The 26927-nt window shown below is 69.6% G+C and carries 1 protein-coding gene; it reads right to left on the bottom strand.

The genetic code is table 11. The annotated features are described in order from the left end of the window. Positions 1-32 precede the first annotated feature (32 nt). Entirely contained in the window at positions 33-26927 is a 26895-nt protein-coding gene (locus tag ACFQS9_RS18295) for a non-ribosomal peptide synthase/polyketide synthase (RefSeq protein WP_378407244.1), read from the bottom strand.

Below are 26927 nucleotides of genomic sequence, written 5' to 3'. Positions count from 1 at the left end.
CCGTCGCCTGGCTGGGCTTGCCCGCAGCCCGATCAATGCGAGGACAGGTACTCCTCGAGTGCCGGACCGACCACGGCCAACGCCTCGGGTTCGATCATCTGGTTGTGGCCGCAGTCCACCGGCACCTCGCGGATTCCGCCCGTGACCGCGGAGCTCCACTCCTGTGGGGAGTGCTCGCCTGCGCCGGCCGCGCGTGCCGCGCTGAAGAAGAGCAGGTCGCCATCGAAGACGGCCGGGTGGAACCGGTGCATGATCTCCGCGGAGTTGGTGAACCCCGCGCTGATCCGCTCCAGGTGCGCGGCCGTCAGGCCGGTGTGCTGGCCGAGCGACTCGTCGAGCAGTTCGACCGCGCGCGCGTAGGTCAGTTCCTCCCCTGCCGAGGGACGGAGGTCGAGTCCGAGCCCCTGGATCAGCTCCTCGACGGTCAGCGTTTCCGGGATCCCGTCGGCGGTCACATAGCTGTCCATGATCGCGAGGGTCGCGACGTCGTCGCCGTCGCGGCGAAGTTCGACGGCCATGGCGTGTGCGATCACGCCGCCGAGGGACCAGCCGAGAAGGTGGTACGGGCCATGCCCCTGGACCGCGCGCATCTCCTGCACATACCGGTGGGCGAGCTGTTCGATCGACTCGAAACGCGGCCCACCGCTGATGAGCGGAAGCTGGAGGCCGTACGCAGGGCGGTCCTGGGCGAGGTGCTGGACCAGGCCCGCGTACCCCCAACTCAGTCCGATCCCGGGGTGCACGCAGAACAGGGCGGGCTTGGTCCCGGCGGGCCGCAACGGGATCACCACCTGCAGAGCCTCGTCGGCCGCCGACGTCGTCGACTCCTCGTCGAGGCGGTGCGCGAGCCCGGCCGGTGTCGGATCGAGGAAGATCGACTGCAGTTGGATCCGGTCACCGAACCGCTCGCGCAGTTCGGTGACGACCCGGGTCGCCACGATGGACGTGCCACCGAGGTCGAAGAAGCTGTCGTCGACCCCGACGCGTTCGAGGCCGAGGACCTCGGCGTAGGCCCGGGTGACGGCCAGCTCCGTCGGGGTGGACGGTGCCCGGTATTCGTCTTCGCGGGGCCCGAACTCGGGTGTGGGCAGGGCCTTTCGGTCGAGCTTGCCGACCGGTGTCATCGGGATCGCGTCGAGGACCACGACGGCCGCGGGCACCATGTGGGCGGGCAGGCGGCTCGAGGCGAAGGACCGGACCTGGGCAGGCACCACGGTGCGGCCGTCCACCGGATGCACGTAGGACGCCAGCAGGGTGTCTCCGGACGGACCGGTCTGGCCGATGGTCGCCGCGAACGCGATGTCGGGATGGTCGGTCAGCACGGTGTCGATCTCGCCGAGTTCGATGCGGAAGCCGTGGACCTTCACCTGGAAGTCGCTGCGGCCGATGTATTCGATCGTGAGATCTCCGGTGCGGGCGTCGCGGTGCCAGCGGACGATGTCGCCCGTGCGGTACATCCGTTCGCCCGGGTTGCCGAACGGGCTGGCGACGAAGCGCTCGGAGGTCAGCCCGATCCGGTTGTGGTAGCCGCGGGCGAGACCGAGGCCGATGATGTACATCTCGCCGGGAACCCCGACCGGGACGGGCTGCAAGTGCGCGTCGAGGACCACCTCGCCGAAGCCGATCGCCGGGTTGCCGATGTTCACCGCGGTCCCCTGCTCCATCGGGTCGCTGACGCTCGCCTGGATGGTGGTCTCGGTCGGCCCGTAGCCGTTGAACATCCGGCGCCCACGCGCCCAGACGTTCACCAGGTCGGGCGGGCACGCCTCGCCCGCGACGGCGAGGACCAGAAGCTCCTCCAGGTCCCGGTCCTCCATCGAGGCCAGCGCGGTCGGCGTGATGAAGGCGTGGGTGACGTGCTCGCGGCGGAGCAGGTCCTCGAGTTCGGGGCCGCCGTACACGGCGGGCGGCACGATCACCACGCCGGCGGACGCGCCGAACGCCATCATCAGCTCGAACACGGAGGCGTCGAAGCTCGGGGACGCGAGGTGCGAGACCCGCGACGTCCGCGTGACACCGAACCGACTGTGTTCCTCTGCGGTGAGATTCGCGATCCCCTGGTGCGTGACGATCACGCCCTTGGGAAGGCCGGTCGATCCGGAGGTGTAGATCAGGTACGCCGGATGGGCCAGGTGCAGCGGGACGGTCCGGTCCGCGTCGGTGACCGGGGTCGACGGGACTGCGGACTCGGTCGCGAGGAAGCCGGGATCGTCCAGCACGAGCCACGGCATCGTGTCGGGCAGCTGGCCGCGCCGCGCCGCGACGGTCAGCCCGACGACGGCCCGGGAGTCGATGAGCATGTACTCGATTCGCTCTGGCGGATAGGTCGGGTCGACGGGTACGAAGGCGGCGCCTGCCTTCGCCACCGCCCAGATCGACACGACTTCTTCGATCGAACGGGGCAGGCCGAGCGCGACGAAGGACTCCGGGCCGACCCCGGCCTCGCGGAGCACCCGGGCCAGGCGGTTCGAGCGCTCATCGAGTTCTCGATAGGTCAGGCGCTGGTCCTCGAACGACAACGCGAGCGAGTCGGGCGCGACGGCGGCCGCGGCGGACAGGATCTCCGGCCACAGTTGCGGTGCACCGCCTTCGGGCCCGAGTGCCGGCGCCAAGTCGGAGATCTCCGTATCGCGCAGGATGCCGATGTTGCCGATCGCACGGTGGGGGTCGGCGGTCACCGAGTCGAGAACCCGGATGAAGCGGTCCGCGAACGCGCGCACGGTCTCGGGGTCGAACAGGTCGGTCGCGTAGTCGATACCGCCGCGGACCCCCGCAGGCGTGCCGTCCGCCGCGACGTCCTCGGCGAGGATCAGCTCCAGATCCTCCTTCGCCACCCGGATCTCGAGGTCGACGCCGTCGACGTCCAGCCCCGGGAGCGCCAGGTGGGGCCGTTCGGTGTTCTGAAACTCCAGCGCGACCTGGAAGAGGGGCTGGTACGACGTGGACCGGGCGGGGTTGAGTGCCTCCACGATCCGCTCGAAGGGGAGGTCGGCGTGCGCGAACGCGGCGAGGTCCGTCTCCCGGGCCGATTCGAGCAGCTCCACGAAGCCGACATCGGGGTCGACGTGAGTGCGCAGGACCAGGGTGTTGACGAACATGCCGATCATCTCGTCGAGCTCGGCCTCGCCCCTGCCGGCGATCGGGGTTCCGATGGCGACGTCGTCGGTGTCGCCGAGCCGGGCCAGCAGGACCGCGAGCGCCGCGTGCATCACCATGAACACGGTCGAGTTGTTCTCCCGTGCCAGGTCGGCGATGCGGGCGTGCAGTTCGGCGGCGATCGTGAACTCGATGCGGTCACCGTGGAAGGTCTGCTGCAGCGGACGCGGTCGGTCGGTCGGGAGCGCGATCACGTCCGGTAGGCCGGCGAGGTTCTGGCTCCAGTAGTCGAGTTGCGCGGTGATCAGCGAGTCCGGATCGTTCTCGGCGCCGAGCAGGCGGTGCTGCCAGAGGGTGTAGTCCGCGTACTGGACGGGCAGCGGCTCCCAGCTCGGCGCGGAGCCGTGGACCCGGGCCGTGTACGCGACCATCACGTCCCTGGCCAGTGGCCCCAGCGAGGACCCGTCCGCGCAGATGTGGTGCACCACGATGGTCAGGACGTGCTCGAGCTCGCCGAGCCGGAGCAGCGCGGCACGTACCGGTACCGCGGCGGTGACGTCGAAGCCTGCACCCGCGAGTTCGATGATGCGCGAATCCAATTCGTCGGCCCCGACGGCGATCGTGGTCAGTGCGGGCAGGACCTGTTCGGCGGGAACGATCTGCTGGGTGGGTTCGCCGTCGTGGACGGGGAACACGGTGCGCAGCGACTCGTGCCGATCGAGGACGTCCAGGATGGCGGCCCCGAGTGCCTCGGTGTCGAGTCGGCCGGACAGCCTCACCGCCATCGGGATGTTGTATGCCGGTGAGGTCGTGTCGAACTGGTTGAGGAACCACATCCGCTTCTGGGCCAGCGACACGGGGATCACCGACGGCCGTTCGATCGCGGTGAGCGGTGGCCGTGCGTCGTCGCCTGCCCGATCGGGCGCGAGCAGGCCGGCGAGGGCGGCGACGGTGGGCGATTCGAACAGCGCCCGAACGCCGACCTTCGCCCCGAGCTCCGCCCCGAGCCGGGCGGTGACGCGGGTGGCGATCAGCGAGTTTCCGCCGAGGTCGAAGAAGCTGTCGTCGACGCCGATCCGATCGACTCCCAGCACCGCGGCGAACACCTCGGCGATGGTGCGTTCGAGCGGGGTGCTCGGTGCGCGGTACTCGGTGGCGGCGCCGAGGAACTGGGGCTCCGGCAGCGCCGACCGATCCAGCTTGCCGACATGGGTGAGCGGGATCTCGTCGATGAGGACGATGCTCGCCGGCACCATGTGCGCGGGTAGCCGGGTCGACAGGTGCTCGCTCAGCGCGGGCACCCGGACCGGGATGTCCTCCGTGGGGACCACGTAGCTGGCCAGCACCGTGTCGCCGGACGGCCCCGTCACCCCGAGGGTCACCGCGAAGCTCACGCCGGGGAAGGACATGATCGCCGTGTCGATCTCGTCGAGCTCGATCCGGAATCCGCGCACCTTCACCTGGAAGTCGCTGCGCCCGATGTAGTCGAGCGTCGGTTCGCCGGACTGGGGCTCCACGCGCCAGCGCACGACGTCCCCGGTGCGGTACATCCGATCGCCGGGCCGTCCGTACGGGTTCGCCACGAACCGACCCGCGGTCATGCCGCCGCGCCGGTGGTACCCGCGGGCCAGCCCGGCACCGGCGATGTACAACTCGCCCGGCACACCGGCGGGCACCGGCCGGAGGAAATCGTCCAACACGACCTCGGACACCCCGCGGATCGGTCCGCCGAGGGTGATGGGCTCGCCCACCGTCATCGGATCGCTGATGTTGGCCATGATGGTCGTCTCGGTCGGGCCGTACGCATTGGTCAGCTTGCGTCCCGGCGCCCACCGCGTGACCAGCTCCGGCGGGCATGCCTCGCCGCCGAAGGCCACGCGCTGGAACTCGACCAGGCCGGCCGGATCGACCGTTGCGAGCGCGGCCGTCGTCACGAACGCGTGCGTGACCCCCTCGACCTTGATCAGGTGCGCGAGTTCCGCGCCGCCGTACACCGACGGCGGCGCGATCACCATCGTCGAACCGAGCCCGAATGCCTGCAGGTACTCGAAGACGGCGCCGTCGAAGCTCGGGGTGGAGAAGTGCAGGGTCCGCGACATCGGCGTGGTGGAGAACCGTTCCCGCTGATCGGTGGCGAAGTTCTCCAGACCGATGTGCGTGACCACCACGCCCTTGGGTGTTCCGGTCGACCCCGAGGTGTAGACGACGTAGGCGGCATTGCTCATGTTGATCGGCGAGACCCGGTCGGCGTCGACGACCCGTCGGGTGGACTGCGCGGCCAGTTCCGCGGCGGCGTCGGGCCCGTCGAGGATCAGCCACGGCACGGAGTCGGGCAGCCGGTCGCGGTCCACGCTCATGGTGAGTCCGAGGGTCGCACCGGAATCGGTGAGCATGTGCTCGATGCGGTCCGGTGGATAGTTGGGATCGACGGGCACGAATGCCGCGCCGGTCTTGGCCACAGCCCAGACCGCGAGCACCGATTCGACCGATCGCGGGATGCCGAGAGCGACATAGGTTTCCGGGCCTGCTCCCCTGGCGATCAGGAGGCGCGCCAACTGCGTCGATCGGGTGTCGAGTTCGAGATAGCTGACGTGGTGGCCCTCGTAGGACAGCGCGGTGGCCTCGGGGCTCGCGGCGGCCGCGTCCTCGAACAACTCGGGCAGGGTCCGGACCGAGGCTCCCGCCTTGCCGTCGACCGGGACCAGTGCCGTCCGCTCGTCCGCGGAGAGCAGGTCCATTCGGGCGAGCGGCAGAGCGGGGTCGGTGGCCATCGCGATGAGGACCCGGCGAACACGGGAGGCGATGGACTCCACCGTGGCGACATCGAAGGCGGTGGCGAGGTACTCGAGCTTCAGGTGCAGGTTCTCCTCGCCGGAGGCCACGATCGCCAGCGGGTAGTGCGCGGAATCCCGTCCGTCGAAACCTGCGATGCGCATGCCCGCGATATCGGTCTGCTCGGTCAGGCCGGCCCGGTCGATCGGATAGGACTCGAACACGGTGAGGGTGTCGAAGGCGGCGGCGGGTGCGGCCACCGTCTGGATGTCGGCGAGTCCGAGGTGGTGGTGGTCGAGCATGACCACCTGCTCGCGCTGGACTCGGTCCAGCAGGTCGCCGAGGCTCTCACGCGGATCGAGCGTGACCCGCACCGGCAGCGTGTTGATGAACAGCCCGACCATCGACTCGATGCCGGGGATCTGGGGCGGGCGCCCGGACACGGTGCTACCGAACACGACGTCGTCGCGACCGGTCAGCGCCCCGAGGACGACGCCCCACGCGGCCTGGAGCATCGTGTTGAGGGTCAGCCCGCGTTCGCCCGCGACCAGCCGGAGCAGACTCGTCTCCGCTCCGGACAGCGTCAGCCCGATCTCCCGGCTGCCCGAATGCGGGCGACCGTCGTTCGGGGGTGCCAACAGCGTCGGCTCCTCGACGTCCGAGAGGACCTGGCGCCACGCATCGATCGACTGGTGGACGTCGCGTCGGGACATCCAGACCAGGTAGTCCCGATAGGGCTGGACGTGCGGCAGGACCGAGGCGTCCCCGTCGGTCGCGTACAGGGTGAGCAGGTCCCGGATGATGAGCGGTGTCGACCAGCCGTCGAGCAGGATGTGGTGGTTGGTCAGCGTCAACCGGTACTCGTCGTCGTCGAACTTGACGAGCAGCAGGCGCAGCAGCGGTGCGGACGACATCTCGAACCTCGTGGCCCGGTCGTCCGCGACGATCGTCGCATGAGCCTGCTCGCGATCCTCGGGCGCCGTGGTGGCGAGATCGATCTCACGCCACGGCAACTCGACGCGATCCGAGATGATCTGGACCGCCGCGCCGCCGGGCTCGCTGACGAACGCGGCCCTCAGGTTCGGGTGCCGGTCGAGCAGGGCCCGGCCCGCCCGCCGGATGCGCTCGGGGTCGACCGTGCCGCGCAGGGTCATCGTCAGCTGAACGAGATAGGGGTCGACCGACGCGTCCGACATCTGTGCGTGGAAGAGCAGTCCGGACTGCAGCGGGGACAGCGACCAGATGTCGGTGAGCTCGGGGTAGCGACCCTCGAGTCGTTCGATCGTTCCCTGCTCGAGGTCGACCAGGTCCAGGTCCGAGGGGGTGTACCCGCCCGCGGTGGACGCGGCGGCGTGCCGAGCCAGCGCGGTCAACGCCTCGGCCCACAGGTCCGCCAGCTCACGGACTTCGAGCGTCCGTAGGACGCCGGTCGGGAACGACAAGGTCGCACGCAACCGTGGCCCGTCCGCGGACCCGAGCGTCATCGCGTTGATGTCCAGCACCGAGGCAACAGGCATCTGCTTGCTCGGGGCGTCGTCGAGGTCGGTGTCGGTGACCGGGGTCCAGCCTGTACCGGGGTCGAGGGTTCCCGCTCCGTCCGTCATCCGGCCGAGGTAGTTGAAGCTGATCTGTGGCGACGGCAATGCCCGCAACTCCTCCGCCTGCTCACCGAGGTAGCGCAGCATCCCGAAACCGATGCCGTGGTCGGGAATCGCGAGCAACCGCTCCTTCACGGACTTGACCGCCGCACCGGCACCACGCCCGCCGGCGAACGCGTCATCGAGATCGATGTCCGACAGATCGAGCCGGACCGGGAAGATCGTGGTGAACCAGCCCAGCGTCCGCGACAGGTCCGCACCCGCGACCACGTGGTCCTCGCGTCCGTGGCCCTCCAGGTTGACGACCGTCGCCGACACCGCTTCTCCACGCGCCGCCCGCCAGCGGGACACGGCCATCGCCAGTGCGGTGAGCAATCCGTCGTTGACACTGCCGTGGAACGCCTCCGGAATCCTCGTCAGCAGCGCCTCGGTGACCACCGTCGGCAGTTCGACGGTGATCTTCTGCGCGGTCTCGTTCGTGTCGACGGCCGGATCCAGTGCGCGCGAACCGATCACCGGATCGGGCCCGGCGAGCATCTCGCGCCACAGGTCCATCTCACCGGACCGGTCGGCACTGGCATCGACCAGCGCGTGCGTCCAGCGCCGCATCGACGTCCCCACCGGAGCCAGTTCCGGATCCCGACCCGCGCGGATCTGCGCCCAGGCCGACGCCATGTCCGGCACCAGGATCCGCCACGACACCCCGTCGATCACGGCGTGATGGACGACCATCAGCAGTCTGCCCGCTGCATCGGGTTCGCCACAGTCCGACGGGTCGAACCACACCACCTGCAGCATCGTCCCGGACGTCGGGTCCAGCCGGTCCGACGCGGCGTCGAGTTCGGCCGCGGCTATCGCGGCGAACTCCGGCCCCTCGACGCCCGCGACCTCGACCCTGGTCAGCACCGACTCGGCGGGCACCGAACCCGGTGCGGCGACCGACATCATCGGATCCCGGCCGGACTCGCGCTGGATCAGCCTGGCCCGCAACATGTCGTGGTGGTCGAGAACGGCCTGCAGCGTCCGCTCCACCGTGTCCACGTCCGCTCCGGCCGGCAGGGTCAGCAGGGCTGTCTGGGTGTACCGGCGGATGCCGGACAGGTCGGCAGCCCCGTCTGCTCCGCCCCGTTCGGTCAGCCAGTGCATGATCGGGGTCAACGGCATGGTGCCGACTCCCCCACCCGCGAGCTCGTCCAGCACGACAGCCGTGCCCGCGTCGGCGGACTCGGCGACCGTGGCGAGTGCGGCCACCGTCTTGTGTTCGAAGACCTCCCGCGGCGAGATCACGACGCCTGCGGCCTTGGCCCGCGACACGAGCTGGATCGACATGATGCTGTCGCCGCCCAGCGCGAAGAACGAATCGTCCACCCCCACCGAGTCCAGGCCCAGAACCTCGGCGAACAGTGTCGCCAGCACGGTCTCGGATTCGGTGCTCGGCGTTCGGCCGGAATGGACTCGTGTCGCGAAGTCCGGCTCCGGCAGGGCCTTTCGGTCCAGCTTCCCGTTCGCGGTCAGCGGCAGCTCATCGATCACCACCACCGCGGCGGGCACCATGTGGGAGGCGAGTTGGGTACCCGCGAACTCGAGGACCTCCGTCTCCTCCGGGCGCACCCCCGGCTCGGGGACCACGTAGGCGATCAACCTGGCGCCGCGCGGGTCGTCGCGCACCAGGGACACGGCCTGCGCGACGCCAGGGAATCGCAGCAGTACGGCCTCGATCTCGCCGAGCTCGATCCGGAATCCGCGGATCTTGACCTGGAAGTCGCTGCGACCGAGGTACTCCAGTTGTCCGTCCCCGTTCCAGCGGGCCAGGTCGCCGGTGCGGTACATCCGCGAGCCCGGGGCGCCGGCCGGATCGGCCACGAACCGGGTGGAGGTCAGTGCACCACGGCCGAGGTAGCCGCGGGAGACCTGCTCCCCCGCGACGTACATCTCGCCCGTCACCCCTGGGGGCACCGGGTGCAGCCGCTGGTCGAGCACCGACACGCGCAGGCCGGGGATCGCCCGGCCGATGACGCTCGCGGACGCCTCGGCCGCGTAGGCGCGGTCGAGCGGGAGATGGCTGACGTGCACCGTGGTCTCGGTGATGCCGTACATGTTGACCAGAGCGGGCCCTGCGTCCCCGGTCGCGCTGTCGTGGCGTGCGTACCAGCGGCCGAGCTGACCGAGATCGAGTGCCTCACCGCCGAAGATCACGTACCGCAACGCCAAGGGCTCCGCGTCCTCCGGCGCGAGCCGGTCGGCCTCGGCGAGCTGGTAGAACGCCGTCGGGGTCTGGTTGAGCACCGTCACCCGCTCGCGACGGAGGAGGTCCAAGAACATCTCGGGCGATCGGGCGGTGAAGTAGTCGACCACCACGAGCGTCCCGCCGTACAGCAGCGGGCCCCACAGCTCCCACACGGAGAAGTCGAAGGCGTACGAGTGGAACATCGTCCACACGTCGGACGCGTCGAACCCGAACTTCTGCTCGGTGTTCGCGAAGAGCGTGAGCACGTTGCGGTGCGAGACGACGACGCCCTTGGGCCGGCCGGTCGACCCGGAGGTGTAGATCACGTAGGCGGTGGCCGCCGGATCGAGCGGGGCCAGTCGATCGACGTCGGTGACCGGAGCGCCGGATTCCGCGGCGAGCCTGGTGGCCAACTCGGCCGAATCCAGGACGACGACGGGCAGATCCGTGCCGGGCAGGTGTTCGAGGTCGGCCTCGGTGGAGATCACGCAGACCGGGTTCGCGTCCTCGAGCATGAAGGTGAGCCGGTCCGCGGGATAGGTGACATCGACGGGCAGATACCCGGCGCCGGACTTGACGACCGCCAACAGGGCCACGATCAGCTCGTTGGTGCGCGGTAGCGCGACCGCGACGAGGGACTCGGGTCCGGCGCCCCGGGCGACGAGCACCCGGGCCAGCCGGTTCGCCCGATCGTCGAGTTCGGCGTACGTCAGGGTGTCGCCGTCGCAGGACAGGGCGACCGCTCCCGGCATCCGGGCGACCACTCCCGCGAACCGGTCCACCAGTGTGTCCGTCGGGGCGGGTGCGCCCGCGACGTTCCAGAGCGTGGCCATCGCGTCCCGCTCGGCCGGCGCCGTGATCTCGACGTCGCCGACCGCGCGGTGCGGATCGGTGGTGACCGATTCGAGGAGCGCGCACAGTCGCCGGGCGAACCCGTGGACGGTGGCGGGGTCGAACAGTTCGTCCGCGTAGGTGAACACCGCCGCGATCCCGGCTGGGCTCCCGTCCTCCTCATACCGCTCGGCGAGCGTCAGCTGCAGGTCGAACTTCGCCACGGCCAGGTCGGACTCGATGCCGTCCACGGTGAGCCCGGGCAGTTCCAGGTGTGGTGGCTCGTTGTTCTGGAACTCGAGCATCACCTGGAACAGCGGCGAATGCGCGGTCGACCGCTCGGGGTCGACCGCCTCGACGAGCCGCTCGAAGGGCAGGTCCGCGTGTGCGAAGGCGGCCAGGTCGACCTCGCGGACGGTGTCGAGCAGCTCCCCGAACGACGCCCGCGGATCGATCTCGCTGCGCAGGACGAGGGTGTTGACGAACATGCCGACCAGGTCGTCGAGTGCCGCCTCGCCGCGCCCGGCGATCGGGGTACCGACGGCGACATCGGTGGTGCCCGCGAGCTTCGCGAGCAGCAGGGACAGCGCGGCGTGGGTGGCCATGAACATGGTGGCGCTGTGCCGCCGCGCCACGTCCAGAAGGTCGCGGTGCACCTGCGGGGGGACGGCGAACTCGATTCGAGCTCCGTGGAAGCTCGGGTACATCGGCCGCGGCCGATCGGTCGGCAGCGCGATCACCTCCGGCAGCCCCGACAGGACCTGGGTCCAGTGCTCGAGCTGGCGCGCGAGCAGGGAGTCGGGGTCGTCCTCGGCGCCGAGGACGCGGTGCTGCCAGAGCGCGTAGTCGGCGTACTGGACCGGCAACGGGGCCCAGGGCGTGTGCACGCCGGTCACCCTCGCGGTGTACGCGGCCATCACGTCCCGTGCCAGTGGGGACATCGAGAATCCATCGGCGCTGATGTGGTGGACGACGAGCACGAGCACGTGCTCGTCGGGGCGGGTCCGCAGCAGGTTCGCCCGAACCGGCACCGCACGGGTCACGTCGAAGCCGGCGGAGATCAGATCGGAGATCCGTTGCGGCAGTTCGGACTCGGTGGTGTCGATCGTGTCGAGGTCCGGCATCGCGAGCGCGGTGGGCAGGATGACCTGGGTGGGCTGATCATCGACCATCGGGAACATGGTGCGCAGCGACTCGTGCCGGTCGATGACGTCGGCGACGGCGCCGCGCAGCGCCGCGAGGTCGAGGTCTCCGGTCAGCCGTACCGCGAGTGGGATGTTGTAGACGGCCGAGTCGGTGTCGAACTGGTTGAGGAACCACATTCGCTGCTGCGCCAACGACAGCGGGAGGCGTTCGGGTCGATCGGCGGGCTCGAGGGGCGCGCGGCGGTGCTCGCCGTCGGACTGCGCGACCAACTGCGCGAGAGTCCCGACTGTTGGCGCCTCGAACAGGGCTCGGACGCTCAGATCGGTCTCGAGTGCGGCGGACAGCCTGGCCATGACCCGGGTTGCGCTGAGCGAGTTTCCGCCGAGGTCGAAGAAGCTGTCGTCGAGGCCGACGCGGTCGACGCCGATGACCGCGGTGAAGATGTCGGCGATGGTGCGTTCGAGTGCCGTCGTCGGTGCCCGGAACTCGGCGGCGGTGGCGAACTCCGGTGCGGGCAGTGCCGCGCGGTCCAGCTTGCCGACCGGGGTGAGCGGTATCTCGTCGAGGATCGTCACGCTCGACGGGACCATGTGCGAGGGCAGGCGCGTCGACAGGAACTCACGGACCTCGGCCGGTTCGATCTGGTGGCCGGCGGCGGGCAGCACATACGACGCCAGGACCGCGTTGCTCGAGGACCCGTGCCCGATCGTCACGGAGAAGTCGATGCCGTCGTGCTCGCCGAGGGCGCTGTCGATGTCGCCGAGTTCGATGCGGAACCCGCGCACCTTGACCTGGAAGTCGCTGCGCCCGATGTACTCGATCACGAGCCGGCCGGTTGCCGGGGACCGGAGCCAGCGCACGACGTCGCCGGTGCGGTACATCCGCTCCCCCGGCCCACCGAACGGGTTCGCCACGAACCGGCCGGCGGTCAGCCCGCTCCGGCGGTGGTATCCGAGCGTCACGTTGTGCCCCGCGATGTACAGCTCGCCGGGCACGCCGATCGGGACGGGCCGCAGGAAGCCGTCGAGCAGGATCTCCTGGATCCCGCGCAGCGGGCCGCCGATGGTGACCGGCCCGTCCACCGACACCGGATCGCTGAAGTTCGTCACGATCGTGCCCTCGGTCGGGCCGTACGCGTTCCACAGCCGCCGCCCGGGAGCCCAGCGCGGCACCAGCTCCGGCGGGGCGGCCTCGCCGCCGAACAGCACGTCCTGGAAATCGTCGAGACCGGCGGGATCCATCCCCGACAGTGCCGAGCTGATGATGAAGCCGTGGGTGACGCGCTCCTGCTTGAGCAGCCGCGCGAGCTCGTGCCCGCCGTACACGGTGGGCGGCACGATCACCAGGGTGGCTCCCGCGCCCGCGGCGAGCAGGTACTCGAAGACCGACGCGTCGAAGCTGGGGCTGGCGAAATGCAGGGCCCTCGATGCCGGCGTCGTCGCGAACAGGTCGCGCTGCACGGCGACGAGCTTCTCGAACGAGCGGTGCGTGACCACCACACCCTTCGGGAGCCCCGTCGATCCGGACGTGTAGATCACGTACGCGATGTCGTCGACCCGCAGCGGACGCGGGCGGTCCGCGTCGGTGATCGTGCTCGTGGACTTGCCGTCGAACTCGGCCGAGGTCGCCGGATCGTCGATGACCGACCACGATGCCGTCGCCGGGAGCCGGTCGCGGTACTCGGCGATCGTCACGCCGTCGGTCGCACCGGAGTCGGCGAGCATGTACTCGATCCGGTCCTGCGGATAGTTCGGGTCCACCGGGACGAACGTCGCGCCGGTCTTGGTGATCGCCCAGATCGACATGACCGACTCGATCGAACGCCTGATCGCGAGGGCGACGACCGAACCCGGCCCGACACCGCGATCGAGTAGGCCCCTGGCGATCTGATTCGACCGTCCGTCGAGGTCCCGGTAGGTCATCTCGCGGCCGGCCAGCGACAGCGCCACCGCGTCGGGGTCGAGTGCCGCGCCGTCCGCGAACAGCTCGGGTAGCGTCCGCGTGCTCTCGGCGTGCCCGCCGTCGACCGGGAGCAGTTCGGCCTCCTCGTCGGGCGAGAGCAACCGCAGCCGGGCCAGTGGCAGGTCGGGGCTCTCGGTGAAGGCGTCGAGCACCCGTGCGGTACGAGCGGCGATGGTCCGCACCTCGGCGCTGTCGAACAGCTCGGGGAAGTACTCGACCTTGAGGCGCAGCTGCTCCTCCGCGGAGGCGACCAGCGCCAGCGGGTAGTGCGCCGCGTCGTTGATCTCGGGGATGCCGAGCACGCGCAGCCCGGCGACGTCGACGTCCGAGGTCAGCGCGGCCCGGTCGAACGGGTACGACTCGAAGACGGTGAGGGTGTCGAAGGTCGCGGCGGGCCCCGCCGCGTCCTGGATGTCGCTGAGCCCCAGGTAGTGGTGATCGAGCAGGGCGGTCTGCTCTTCCTGGATTCGGCTCAGCAGGTCGCCGAGGCTCTCGCGGGGATCGAGGGTGATCCGAACGGGCAGGGTGTTGATGAACAACCCGATCATCGACTCGATGCCGGGGATCTGGGGCGGGCGCCCGGAGACGGTGCTGCCGAAGACGACGTCATCGCGGCCGGTGAGTTCGGCGAGGATGATGCCCCAGGCGGCGCGGATCAGCGTGTTCAGCGTGATCCCGCGCTCGCGCGCCACGGCCCGCAGCCGTTCGGTCCGTTCGACCCCCATCTCCACGATGACGTCGAGGGACGTGTCCCACTGCAGCCTGGCCCGGTCCAGCGGCGCTATCAGCGTGGGCTCGTCGACGCCGGCCAGAGCCTGCATCCACGCATCCATCGACCTCTCGGAATCGCGCTGGGACAACCACTTCAGGTAGTCCCGGTACGCATCGGTCCTGGGCAGCACGGTCGCGTCGCCGTCGGTCGCGTACAGGGCCAGCAGTTCCCTCAGGAGCAGCGGCGCAGACCAGCCGTCGAGCAGGATGTGGTGGTTCGTCATCACCAGCCGGTGGGTGTCCGGGCCGGTCCGGATGAGCAGGAAGCGCAGCAGCGGAGGCGATTCCATGTCGAATCCGTGATGCCGGTCCCCGTTCAGGATGCGTGCGATCTCGGCCTCACGAGTACCCGCGTCGAGCGCGGACACATCGAACTCGGCCCACGGCAGGTCGACCTGGCGGTGCTCGACCTGGACGGTGACGCCGTCGATGTCGGCGATGAAGGACGTGCGCAGGTTCGAGTGCCGGTCGAGCAGGGCCTGGCCCGCCCGCCGGATGCGCTCGGGGTCGGCGCCCCGCACATCGAGGGCGAGTTGCACCGTGTACTGATCGACAGACTTGTCGGCCAGCAGCGCGTGGAAGAGCAGTCCGGACTGCAGCGGGGACAGCGACCAGATGTCGGTGAGCTCGGGGTAGCGATCCTCGAGTCGTTCGATCGTTCCCTGCTCGAGGTCGATCAGGTCCAGGTCCGAGGGGGTGAGCCCGCCCGCGGTGGGGGCGGCGGCGTGCCGGGCCAGCGCGGTCAACGCCTCGGTCCACAGGTCCGCCAGCTCGCTCACCTCGGCGGAGGTCAGGATGCCACCGGGGAAGGCCCAGGTGGAGCGCAGGCGCGGGCCGTCGGCGGATTCGGTGGTGACCGCGTTGACGTCCAGCACCGACGCGAGCGGGATGTCAACGGTGCCCACCAGATCCAGATCGGAGTCGGCGACCGGGCTCCACCCGACCGCAGGCCCGTCGTCGGTGCCGCCCGCGGTCAGGCGGCCGAGGTAGTTGAAGCTGATCTGGGGTGTCGGCAGTTCGCGTAGCTCCCCTGCGTGCTCGCTGAGATACCGCAGCATCCCGAAACCGATGCCGTGGTCGGGAATCGAGAGCAACCGCTCCTTCACCGACTTCACGGCCGCACCGGCATCGCGCCCGCCGGCGAACGCATCATCGAGATCGACATCCGACAGATCGAGCCGCATCGGGAAGACGGTGGTGAACCAGCCGACGGTCCGGGACAGGTCCGCGCCCGCGATCACCTGGTCCTCGCGTCCGTGGCCTTCGAGGTTCACCACCGTCGCGCTCGCGTGCACCCCACGAACGCGACGCCACTGCGACACGGCCATCGCCAGCGCGGTGAGCAATCCGTCGTTGACACTGCCGTGGAACGCCTCCGGGATCCTCGTCAGAACCGCCTCGGTGACCTCGCTCGAGAGCTCGACCGTCAGCTTCCGCACGGTCTCGTTCGTGTCGACGGCCGGATCCAATGCGCGCGAACCGATCACCGGATCGGGCCCGGCGAGCATCTCGCGCCACCGGACCAGCTCGCCGGTCCGGTTCTCGCTCTCCTGGACGAGGGCGTGTGCCCAGCGCCGCATCGACGTCCCCACCGGGTCCAGGATCGGATCCTGACCCGCGCGGATCTGCGCCCAGGCCGACGCCATGTCCGGCACCAGGATCCGCCACGAGACGCCATCGATCACGGCGTGATGCACCACGATCAGGACCCGGCCGATGCCGGCACCGGAATCGAGCCACACCACCTGCATCGTGACGCCCGTGGCAGGGTCCAGTCGCCGCTCGGCCGCCTCGAACTGGGTGATCACCTCGGCATCGAACTCCGGATCCTCGGGCGGAGCGGACACCTCGATCCGGCGGACGATGTCGGCCGCGTCGACCGACCCCGGTGCGGTCACCTCCATGGTTACTTCGGCCGCCGGGTTCGCGTGCAACCTGGCCCGCAGCATGTCGTGCCGGTCGATCACGGTCTGGATCACCCGTTCGAGTTCCTCTGTGCCGGTGAGGTCCTCGGGCGCGACGAGCAGGGCGGACTGGGTGAGCCGATCGAGATTGCCGCCGCGTTCGACCAGCCAGGCCACGACCGGGGTCAGCGGCATCGGGCCGACGCCGCCACCGGCCAGTTCCTCGAGAGTGACGACCTCCGAGGCGTCGCCGAGCACGGCGACGGTGGCCAGCCTCGAGACGGTCTTGTGCTCGAAGACCTCTCGTGGCGTCAGCATCACGCCGGCGGCCTTGGCCCGCGACACGAGCTGGATCGACATGATGCTGTCGCCGCCCAGCGCGAAGAACGAATCGTCCACACCCACCGAGTCCAGGCCCAGAACCTCGGCGAACAGCGTCGCCAGCACGGTCTCGAGCTCGGAGTTCGGTGCCCGGCCCGCAGTGGTCCGCGTGCCGAAGTCGGGCTTCGGCAACGCCTTCCGGTCGAGCTTGCCCGCCGCGGTGAGCGGTAGCCCGTCGAGCACGACCAGCGCGGCGGGGACCATGTGGGGGGCCAGGACGCCGCTGACGAAGGCGAGGATCGAGTTCTCGTCCAGGACCACGCCGGGCTCGGGGACCACGTAGCCGACCAGCCGGCTGGGGCCGGAACCGTTCGAGTGGGCGGTGGCGACCGCGCTGGAGACCCCTTCGTAGCGGGCCAGCGCCGACTCGATCTCGCCGAGTTCGATCCGGAAGCCGCGGATCTTGACCTGGAAGTCGGTGCGGCCGAGGTACTCCAGGTCGCCTGCGCGGTTCCACCGGACCAGGTCACCGGTCCGGTACATCCGCTCCCCCGGCCCGCCGTACGGGTCGGCGACGAATCGGTCAGCGGTGGTGCCGGACCGATTTCGGTAGCCGTGCGCGAGGCCCGGTCCGCTGATGTACAGCTCGCCCGGGATCCCGGGCGGCACCGCTCGCAGCCTCGAGTCCAGGACCATCAGGCCGCAGCCGCGGGTCGGACGCCCGATGACGACGGGTTCGCCGGGGTGCATCGGCGCGCTCAGTGCGACCGCGACCGTTGCCTCGGTCGGGCCGTAGCCGTTGAACATCCGCCGCGTGGTGCCGGGAGCGAAACCCGTCGCAGGCTCGGGCGAGGCGGTGACCCACCGGCCGACGAGTTCGGGTGGGCAGCTGTCGGCGCCGGTGACGACGCAGGTCAGGTCGTCCAGTTGGTGGGGGTCGACCGATTCCAGCGCGGCGGGGGTGATGAAGGCGTGTGTGACGCGGTCGCGACGGAGCAGGTCGGCCAGGTCGTCACCGCCGTAGATTCCCGGCCGCGCCACGACCATGGTCGCGCCCGCGCCGAACGTCATCAGGAGTTCGAGGACCGAGGCGTCGAAGCTCGGCGACGAGAAATGCAGCAACCGGGATGACGGGGTGATCGTGAACCGGTCACGAACCGAGGCGGCGAGGTTCGCCAGCCCGCGGTGCGGGACGACGACGCCCTTCGGTGTCCCCGTGGACCCCGACGTGTAGATCACGTACGCCGGGTGATCGAGGGTCAGCGGGACGATCCGGTCGGCATCGGTCACCGTCGTGGCCGACTCGGCGGTCGGCGCCGCGTCGAATCCCGGTGCGTCGAGCACCAGAAATCGCGTGACCGGGGGCAGTGTTCCGGCGAATTCGGTGACCGTGAGACCCACGGTGGCGCCGGAATCGGTGAGCATGTGCTCGATTCGTTCCGCCGGGTAGGCCGGGTCGACGGGGACGAACGCGGCGCCCGTCTTCGCCACGGCCCATACCGACAGCACCGACTCGACCGACCGGGCCATGGCGATCGCCACCACCGAATTCGGACCGACTCCCTCATCGATCAGGAGGCGCGCCAGTCGGTTCGACCGTTCGTCGAGCTCTCGGTAGGTCAGGCTCCGGTCCTCGTAGACCAGTGCGAGCGAATCGGGTCTCGGGGCCACCGCGTCGGCGAGGAGCTCAGGAAGGGTACCCGCGGGCACGGACGCCCCACCCCGCGCCGGTGCGAGGGCGGTGAGTTCGGCGGCGTCGAGGAGATCGATGTCCCCGACAGGGACGGCGGGATCGGCCGTGACAGCGGTGAGAATGGCCACCAGTCGGCGACCGAACCCGGCGATGGTGTCGGAGTCGAACAGGTCGGTGGCGTAGGTGAAGCCGGCGGAGATACCCGAGGGTGTCCCTTCCTCGTCGAACTCCTCGGTGCAGGTGAGCTGGAGATCGAAGTTGGAGATCTCGGTCGCGAGGTCGATGCCTGCGACGGTCAGCCCCGGCAGCTCCAGGCGCGCCCGATCGTTGTTGCGGAACTCGAACACCACCTGGAACAGCGGCGTATAGGAGGTCGAACGCTCCAGCGCGAGGGCGTCGACCAACCGCTCGAACGGCAGGTCCGCGTGATGGAACGCGCGCAGGTCTGTTTCGCGTATCCCGGCCAGCAGGTCGGCGAAGCCGATGCCGCCCACGACCCGGCTGCGCAGCACCAGCGTGTTGACGAACATGCCGACCATGTCGTCGAGGGCTGCCTCGCCCCGGCCCGCGATGGGGCTGCCGATGGGGACGTCGTCGGTGTCACACGAGCGCGAGAGCAACACCGCGAACGCGGCATGCACGGCCATGAACACGCTCGAGTTGTGTTCGCGGGCCAGGCGTACCAATTGCTGGTGGATCTGCCGGTCGACGGAGAATTCGTGCACCTTGCCGCGCATCGAACGTTCCTGCGGCCGCGGACGGTCGGTGGGCAGCGGCAGCAGCTCCGGCATGCCGTCGAGTTCCCGCCGCCAGTGGTCGAGTTGACGGGCGAGCACGCTGGAGTGGTCCGTCGTCTCACCGAGCACCCGGTGCTGCCACAGCGTGAAATCGGCGTACTGGACCGGGAGCGGCGCCCACTGCGGCCCGTGCCCGTCGGAGCGGGCGGTATAGGCGACCATCAGATCCCGCGCGAGCGGGGGCATCGAGAATCCGTCGGCGCAGATGTGGTGCACGACGAGGGCGAGCACGTGCTCGTCGGGGCCGGTGCGGAACAGACCCGCCCGCAAGGGGACCGCGGCCGTCACGTCGAAACCGGAGCCCGCCAGCTCGGCGATCCGTCCGTCGAGGTCGGCCTCGGTGACCTGTTCGGCCTGCAGATCCGGCAATGCCTCGGCGGCGGGCACGATGAACTGGGTCGGCTCGCCGTCCACCGACGGGAAGACGGTTCGTAGCGACTCGTGCCGATCGAGGACGTCCGTGACGGCTGTCCGCAACGCGACCTCGTCGAGTACTCCGGTGAGGCGCACCGCCATGGCCACGTTGTACGCGGGCGAGTCGACGTCGAACTGGTTGATGAACCACATTCGCTTCTGCGCCAGCGAGACCGGCAGCGGGGTGGGGCGCTCCCCCGCGATCAGCGCGGGCCTGCCGCTCTCGTGGGAGGCCTCGGTTTCGATCATCGCCGCCATCCCGGCGACGGTCGGGGCGTCGAATATCTCCCGCACACCGAGCTGAGATCCCAGTGCCGCATTGGCGCGCGCGACGAGCCGGGTGGCGATGAGCGAGTTCCCGCCCAGATCGAAGAAGTTGTCCAGCACGCCGATGCGCGGGCTCCCGAGGAGATCGGCGGTGATCGTCGCGAGGATCTCCTCGATCGGGTTGCGCGGCGCCAGGTATTCGGCACCGGAGACCAGGAAGTCGGGTGCGGGCAGGGCCTTGCGATCGAGCTTGCCGGTGGCGCCGAGCGGGAACGCGTCGAGGACGATGATCTGCGCGGGCACCATGTAGCCGGGCAGTATCTTCGCCAGGGACTCGCGCAGTTCGGCGGTGTCCACCTCGGCGCCGGATTCTTCGATCACATAGCCGATCAGGCTCTCCCCGGTGATCGCGCTGTCGTGTACGACCACGACTGCCTGGGCCACCGCGGGGTCGACGAACATGGCCGACTCGACTTCGCCGAGTTCGATCCGCAGGCCTCGGAGCTTGACCTGGAAGTCCGACCGGCCGATGTACTCGAGCGAACCGACGGCCTCCCAGTTGCGCCGCCAGCGGACGATGTCGCCGGTCCGGTACATCCGCTCTCCGGGAGCGCCGAACGGGCTGGCCACGAACCGGTCCGCGGTCAGGCCGCTGCGGCCCACGTATCCGCGTGCCAGTTGGGTACCGACGAGGTAGAGCTCGCCTGGGATTCCCAGCGGCACGGGGTGCAGGCGCGAATCCAGAACGTACACACCGGTGTTCCACACGGGCGCGCCGATCGGCACGGTGACACGGTCGAACTCGCTGCATTCCCAGGAGGTCACATCGACCGCTGCCTCGGTCGGTCCGTAGAGGTTGTGCAGGGCCGCGCCGTTGAATCGGCGGAAGGCCTCGGCAGTCGCGGGTGGGAGTGCCTCGCCGCTGCAGAACACCCGGCGCAGCGAGGTGCACCGCTCGGGGTCGGCCTCCGAGGTGAACGCGGCCAGCATGGACGGCACGAAATGCAGGGTGGTGACCCGCTCCGCGTCGATGATGCGAGAGAGATATCCCGGGTCCCGGTGCCCGTCCGGTGCCGCGACGACCAGGGTGGCTCCGGTCTGCACCGGCCAGAAGAACTCCCACACCGACACGTCGAACGTGGCGGGGGTCTTCTGCAGCACCACGTCGGACGGATCGAGCCGGTAGGTGTCCTGCATCCAGAGCAGGCGGTTGACGATGGCCCGGTGGGTGACCGCGACACCCTTGGGCCGGCCGGTGGATCCGGAGGTGTAGATCACGTAGGCGGTGTTGCCGGGACGCACCGGGGCGGTCCGGTCGGCGTCGGTGATCGGTGACCGCGGGTGCCGGGACAGGTCCATCGAATCGATCTGCAGCACCGGGGCGGCGCCGTGCACCACCGCGTGATCGGCCGCCGTGCTGAGCACGCACACGGGCGCGGAACTGTCCAGCACGTACTCGGTCCTGGCCGCGGGGTGATCGGGGTCCAGCGGCACGTACGCGCCGCCCGCCTTCACGATCGCGTAGATGCCGACGAGGAGGTCGGCGGAGCGCCGGATGGCCACCGCCACGCGTGATTCGGGACCGACCCCCCTCGAGATCAGCTCCCGGGCCAATTGATTGACCCGACCGTCGAACTCGGCATAGGTGAGTCGTTCGGTGTCGACCACCAGCGCGACCGCGTCCGGAGTGCGGCGCACCTGCTCGTCGAAGAGCCCGACGAGCGTGGTGTCGGGGACCTGAGTGGCGGTGTTGTTCCATCCTTCGAGCACCCGCTCCTGCTCGTCCGCTCCGAGCAGGCCGATGTCGCCGATCGTCGCGTCGGCGTCGGCGGTCACCGCGTCCAGGATCCGGACGAAACGATCCGCGAGTCCCGACATCGAGGCCGGGTCGAACAGGTCACGGGCATAGGAGAACTGGGCGGTGATCGGTCCGGGTTCGCGCTGCCCGTCGCCGGAATCCGGGTCCGTCTCCTCCCAGCTCTCGGTGAGGATCACCTGGAGGTCGAACTTGGCTGTCTGGGTGTCCACGTCGCCGACCCGAACGTCCAGGCCGGGCAGTTCGAGCTCGGTGCCCTCGAGGCCCTGCAGCACGAGCATCACCTGGAACAGCGGCGAATGGGCAGCGGAGCGCGACGGGTTGAGTGCCTCCACGAGCAGCTCATACGGGAGGTCCGAGTGCCCGAAGGCCTCGAGATCGGTGACGCGGGTCCGGGTCAGCAGTTCCGAGAAGGTGCCGCCGACGTCGACCTGGGTGCGCAGCACCAGGGTGTTGACGAACATGCCGACCACATCGTCGAGCGCCTCCTCGCCGCGACCGCTGACGGGCGTCCCGATCGAGATGTCGCTCGAATCGCTCGATCTCGCCAGCAGCACCGCGAGCGCCGTATGCAAGACCATGAAGAGACTGGCGTTCCGGGCGCCCGCGATCTCGAGCAGTCCACGGTGCAGGCGCGCCGGAATGGTGAAGTCGACGACGGCACCGCGAACGGACGGCCGGGCCGGTCGCGGCCGATCGGTCGGCAGCTCGAGCAATTCGGGTGCCCCGTCCAGCGTGCGCGTCCAGAAGTCGAGTTGCTCCGAGAGGCGGCTGTCCGGATCGTGTTCGGAGCCGAGGACTTCGCGCTGCCACACGGCGAAGTCCGAGTACTGGACCCGGAGCGGGGTCCACTCGGGTGCCCGGCCGGCGAGGCGGGCGCCATAGGCGGTCATGACGTCACGCGCGAGCGGCGGCATGGAGAGCCCGTCCGCCGCGATGTGGTGCGCGACGATCACCAGGACGTGCTCGGTGGGTGCTGTCCGGAGCAGCCTGATCCGGACCGGCAGTTCGTCTGCGACGTCGAAACCCTCGGTCGCGATCCGCTTCAGGTGCTGGTCGAGCCCGGTCTCGGTGGTGTCGATCACCTCGAGATCGGCGATGGCCTCCGCGGCGGGTAGCACCACCTGGACCGGACCGTCGGCGCTGTTCGGGAAGACGGTGCGCAGGGATTCGTGGCGGGTGAGGACATCGGTGAGGCCCGTCCGCAGCGCATCGACGTCGAGTTCACCCGACAGGGACACCGCGATCGGGATGTTGTAGGCGGCCGAGGAGGTGTCGAGTTGGTTGACGATCCACATCCGTTGCTGTGCCTGCGAAACCGGCACCGGACCCAGCCGCGGTTGCGCGCGCAGGACCGGTCCGGGCGCGGTACGCGCACCGCTGGTCGCCATCCGCGCCGCGAGGGTCGCGACGGTCGGGGCCTCGAACAGGTCGAGCACCCCGATCGACGTACCCAGGGCCGCGTTGACGCGCGCCACCACCCTGGTCGCGACGAGCGAGTTGCCGCCGAGGTCGAAGAAGCTGTCGTCGACGCCGACCCGCTCGAGTTGCAGCACCTCGGTGAGGACGCCCGCGATCGCCTCCTCGGTCTCGCCACGCGGCTCCCGGTATCCGAGACCGCTCCCGTCGAAGCTGGGCGCCGGCAGCGCCTTTCGGTCCACCTTGCCCGCCGGTGTCAGCGGCACCTCGTCGAGGACGAGGACGGCCGAGGGCACCATGTGGGCGGGCAGCGCGGCCTCGGCCTGCGTGAGGACCTCGGATTCGTCCACCTCACAGCCCTGTTCGGGCACGAGGTAGCTCACCAGCACGGTGTCGCCCGAGGGACCCGGGTGGCCGGTTGTCACCGCGTGGCCGACGCTCGGATGTGAGCGCAGGACCTCATCGATCTCGCCCAGCTCGATCCGGAAGCCACGGATCTTGATCTGGAAGTCGGTGCGGCCCAGGTACTCGAGGGAGATCTCCCCGTCGTTCCGGGCCCACCGGACCAGGTCGCCCGTGCGGTACATCGGCGCCCCGGAACGTGAATGCGGGTTCGCGACGAAGCGTTCGGCGGTCGTCGCGGGGCGCCGATGGTATCCACGGGCGACCCCGGGGCCGGCGATGTACAGCTCGCCGGGAACGCCGACGGGGACCGGGGTCAAGCGGGAGTCGAGCACCATCAGCCCGTAGCCGACGAAGGGGCGGCCGATGCCGACCCTCTCCCCGGGCGACATCGGCGCGCTGGCGCTGGCGATGACGGTGGTCTCGGTCGGGCCGTACCCGTTCAGCAGGGCGCGGCCCGGCCCCCACTGTTCGACGAGTGCAGGCGGACAGACGTCGCCGCCGGTGAGGATGCACTCGATGTGGTCGAGTCCGGCCGGGTCGACCGAGGCGAGAACGGCCGGGATGACGAACGCGTGCGTCACGCGTTCGCGGCCGAGCAGTTCGGCCAGCTCGGCTCCGCCGTACAGGGTGGACGGGGCGATCACCATCGTCGCGCCTGCACCGACGGCCATCAGCAGTTCCATGATCGACGCATCGAAGCTGGGCGAGCTGAAGTGCAGGGTCCTCGCATCGGGAGTGAGGCCGAACCGCTCGCGGACGTCGGACACCAGGTCGGCCAGCGCACGGTGCGTGACGACGACGCCCTTCGGCACCCCGGTCGACCCGGAGGTGTAGATCAGGTATGCCGCGTGCTCGACCCGAAGCGGACAGGTGCGATCGGCGTCGGTGATCGGAGCGGTCGACTGTGCGGACCGGAGCCGGTTGAGATCCGGGTCCTGCAGGTCCAGCCATGGCGTGCTGTCCGGGCGATCGCCTGCGCCTGCGGCCAGTCCGAGCACGGCTCCCGAATCGGAGAGCATGTGAGCGACGCGATCCGGCGGATAGTTCGGGTCGACGGGTACGAAGGCCGCGCCGGTCTTGGCGACCGACCACAGGGCGAGGACCGAGTCGATCGACCGGCTGATCGACAGTGCGACAACCGATTCCGGGCCGATCCCCCGACCGATCAGGAGACGGGCGAACTGGGTGGACCGATCGTCGAGTTCTCGATAGGTCAGACTCGTGCCCTCGAAGGTCAGGGCATCGTTGTCCGGCGCGATCGCCGCGGCGGCCGACAGGAGATCGGGCAGTGGCCGCGGCGACAGTCCGGGTGCCCCGAGGACCGGTGTGAGCGAGTCGAATTCCGCGGGACCGAGGAGCCTGATGTCGCCGACCGGCAGCTGGGGGTCGGCCGTCGCGCTCTGCAGGATCCGGTCGATCCGATCGGCGAACTCGGCGACGGTGGCACGGTCGTACAGGTCGGACCGGAAATGTATCCGGCCGGCGATTCCAGCGGGTTCTCCGTTGTGCGTGGTCAGTTCGGTGAAGACCAGGCGCAGGTCGACCTCCAGCGCGGCTCCGGAGTCGCTCGCCGTGCCGAGCCGGAGGCTGTTCGGTCCGGACTCGGTATCGCTGGTGGCCCCGAACTCGAACACGACCCTGCACGGCGGAGCCCCATGGTCTCCCGCCTCCGAATGCAGTGCGGCGACGACCCGCTCATACGGGAAGTCGGCGTGGCGCAGCGCGGCCCGGTCCGAATCGCGGATGCGGACGAGCTGATCGGAGAACCCGGAGGCTCCCGACACCGTGCTCCGCAGGACCACCGGGTTGCCCGGGTCCGCGATGTCGCCGGGCTCGGCCGTTCGCCTGCGGTTCGCCACGGTGCCGATGGCGACATCGTCGGTGTCCGCGAGCCGACCGAGCAACACTGCGAGCGCGGTGTGCATCACCGTGAAGACACTCGAGTCCGCCTGCCACGCCAGGTCGGTCATCCGCCGGTGCACGCGTCGATCGATCTCGATGTCGACGTGCCCGGCGCGGCCGGAGGATTGCGCGGGCCGAGGTCTGTCGAGGGGAACCGAGGCGGCCGCGGGGAGGTGGGCGAGCGATCGGGTCCAGAACTCGTGATCTTCCCTCGTCCGGCGCTGCCGAACGCCGATCTCGGCGCTGGCCGAGTGGATGTCGCCGATCCTGGTGCTCGGGGCGGAGACCAGGAACTCCTCGAGCAACTCGACGAATCGATCGTGGTGTGCGCGCAGTTCGTCGTCGTCGTATCGATTCGGGTTGCCACGGAAATCGACCAGGGTCTGCTCGTCGGTACCGCTCTTGTAGATGTTGACGAGCAGGTCGTCGACCGGTCCCGAGGTCACGATGTGATAGCCGCCGACGATCGATCCGAGTGTGACCACCTGGTTGAACAGCATGACGTTGACCATCGGGCCCGCGAGCCCGCGCGTGGCGCCGGTGAGCCCTGCGTCGCGGCGGATGTCCTCGACGCTGCACCTCTGATGCCGCAGCGCCCCCATGAGTTCGAGTTGGACCTGCCCGACGAGTTCGGCCACGGTGTCGGCTTCGTCCATCGTGATGTGCAGGGGTGCGACGGTGGCGAGCATGCCGCCGGACCGCTGCAACTGCGCTGTCGTCCGTCCGGACACCGGCAGGTTCACCAGCAGGTCGCGCTCGCCCGTCATCCGCGCGAGATAGCAACCGAAGGCGGCGATGATCACCGCGGCCGAGGTCGCGCCGACACGGTGGTCGGAGTCCTCCAGCGCGGCGAGTCCCTCATCCGACAGGCGTGCACTCACAAGGGAACTGCGCGCGGTGGCGGGCGCCTCCCGCGTTGCGAGGGAGGAACCGGACTCGATGCCGACGATGTGTTCGGCCCAATACTGTCGGTCCGCGGTGAATCGCTCGGAGTTCCGGTATTTCTGGTCCAGGTCGTAGAGATCGCGCGCAGGCAGCGCGCGATTCGGTTCCGGCTCGGTGCCGTTGACGGACGCCGTGTAGTGCGCGGCGATCCTGTTGATCAGGGTGGCACCGCCGTAGCCGTCGAGAACGACGTGGTGAATCCGCGCGTACCACAGGTAATCTCGGTCGCCGACCTGCAGGACGGATGTGTCGATGAGGCGGTCACGGTTCAGATCGACCGGTGTCGTGTACTCCCCCTCGATCCACTCGTGTGCCGCCGCGGTCGGGTCGGGTTCCCCCCGGAAATCGATGAAACCCGTGGAGGTGTCGTAGTCCTCGTCGAACACCTGGTGCGGTTCGCCATCGACATCCACCATCCTCAACATCGGCGACTCGAACTCGACGGCGGCGGCATCGACCGATCGGCGGAGCAGGTCGAGATCCAGGTCGCCGTGCAGTTCTATGTAATGCGCGATGAACTCGGGGACGGACGGACTGAGCTGTTGTGCGAACCACATGCTCCGCTGGACTGCCGACAGCGGAAAGGCTGTTCTCTGCCTGTCAGGGTCTTGGGCTGGCCCTTGCGAATGTGTAGTCGTCAT

Source organism: Rhodococcus daqingensis, assembly GCF_042665615.1.
GTDB classification, from domain to species: domain Bacteria; phylum Actinomycetota; class Actinomycetes; order Mycobacteriales; family Mycobacteriaceae; genus Rhodococcus_G; species Rhodococcus_G daqingensis.
The sequence above is the reverse complement of the archived record's forward strand: the minus strand, read 5'-3'. Positions and strand labels throughout refer to the sequence as shown.

Excerpts from the sequence above, each read along its gene's own strand:
- ACFQS9_RS18295 (WP_378407244.1), bottom strand. The coding sequence starts at position 26,927 with ATGACGACTACACATTCGCAAGGGCCAGCCCAAGACCCTGACAGGCAG.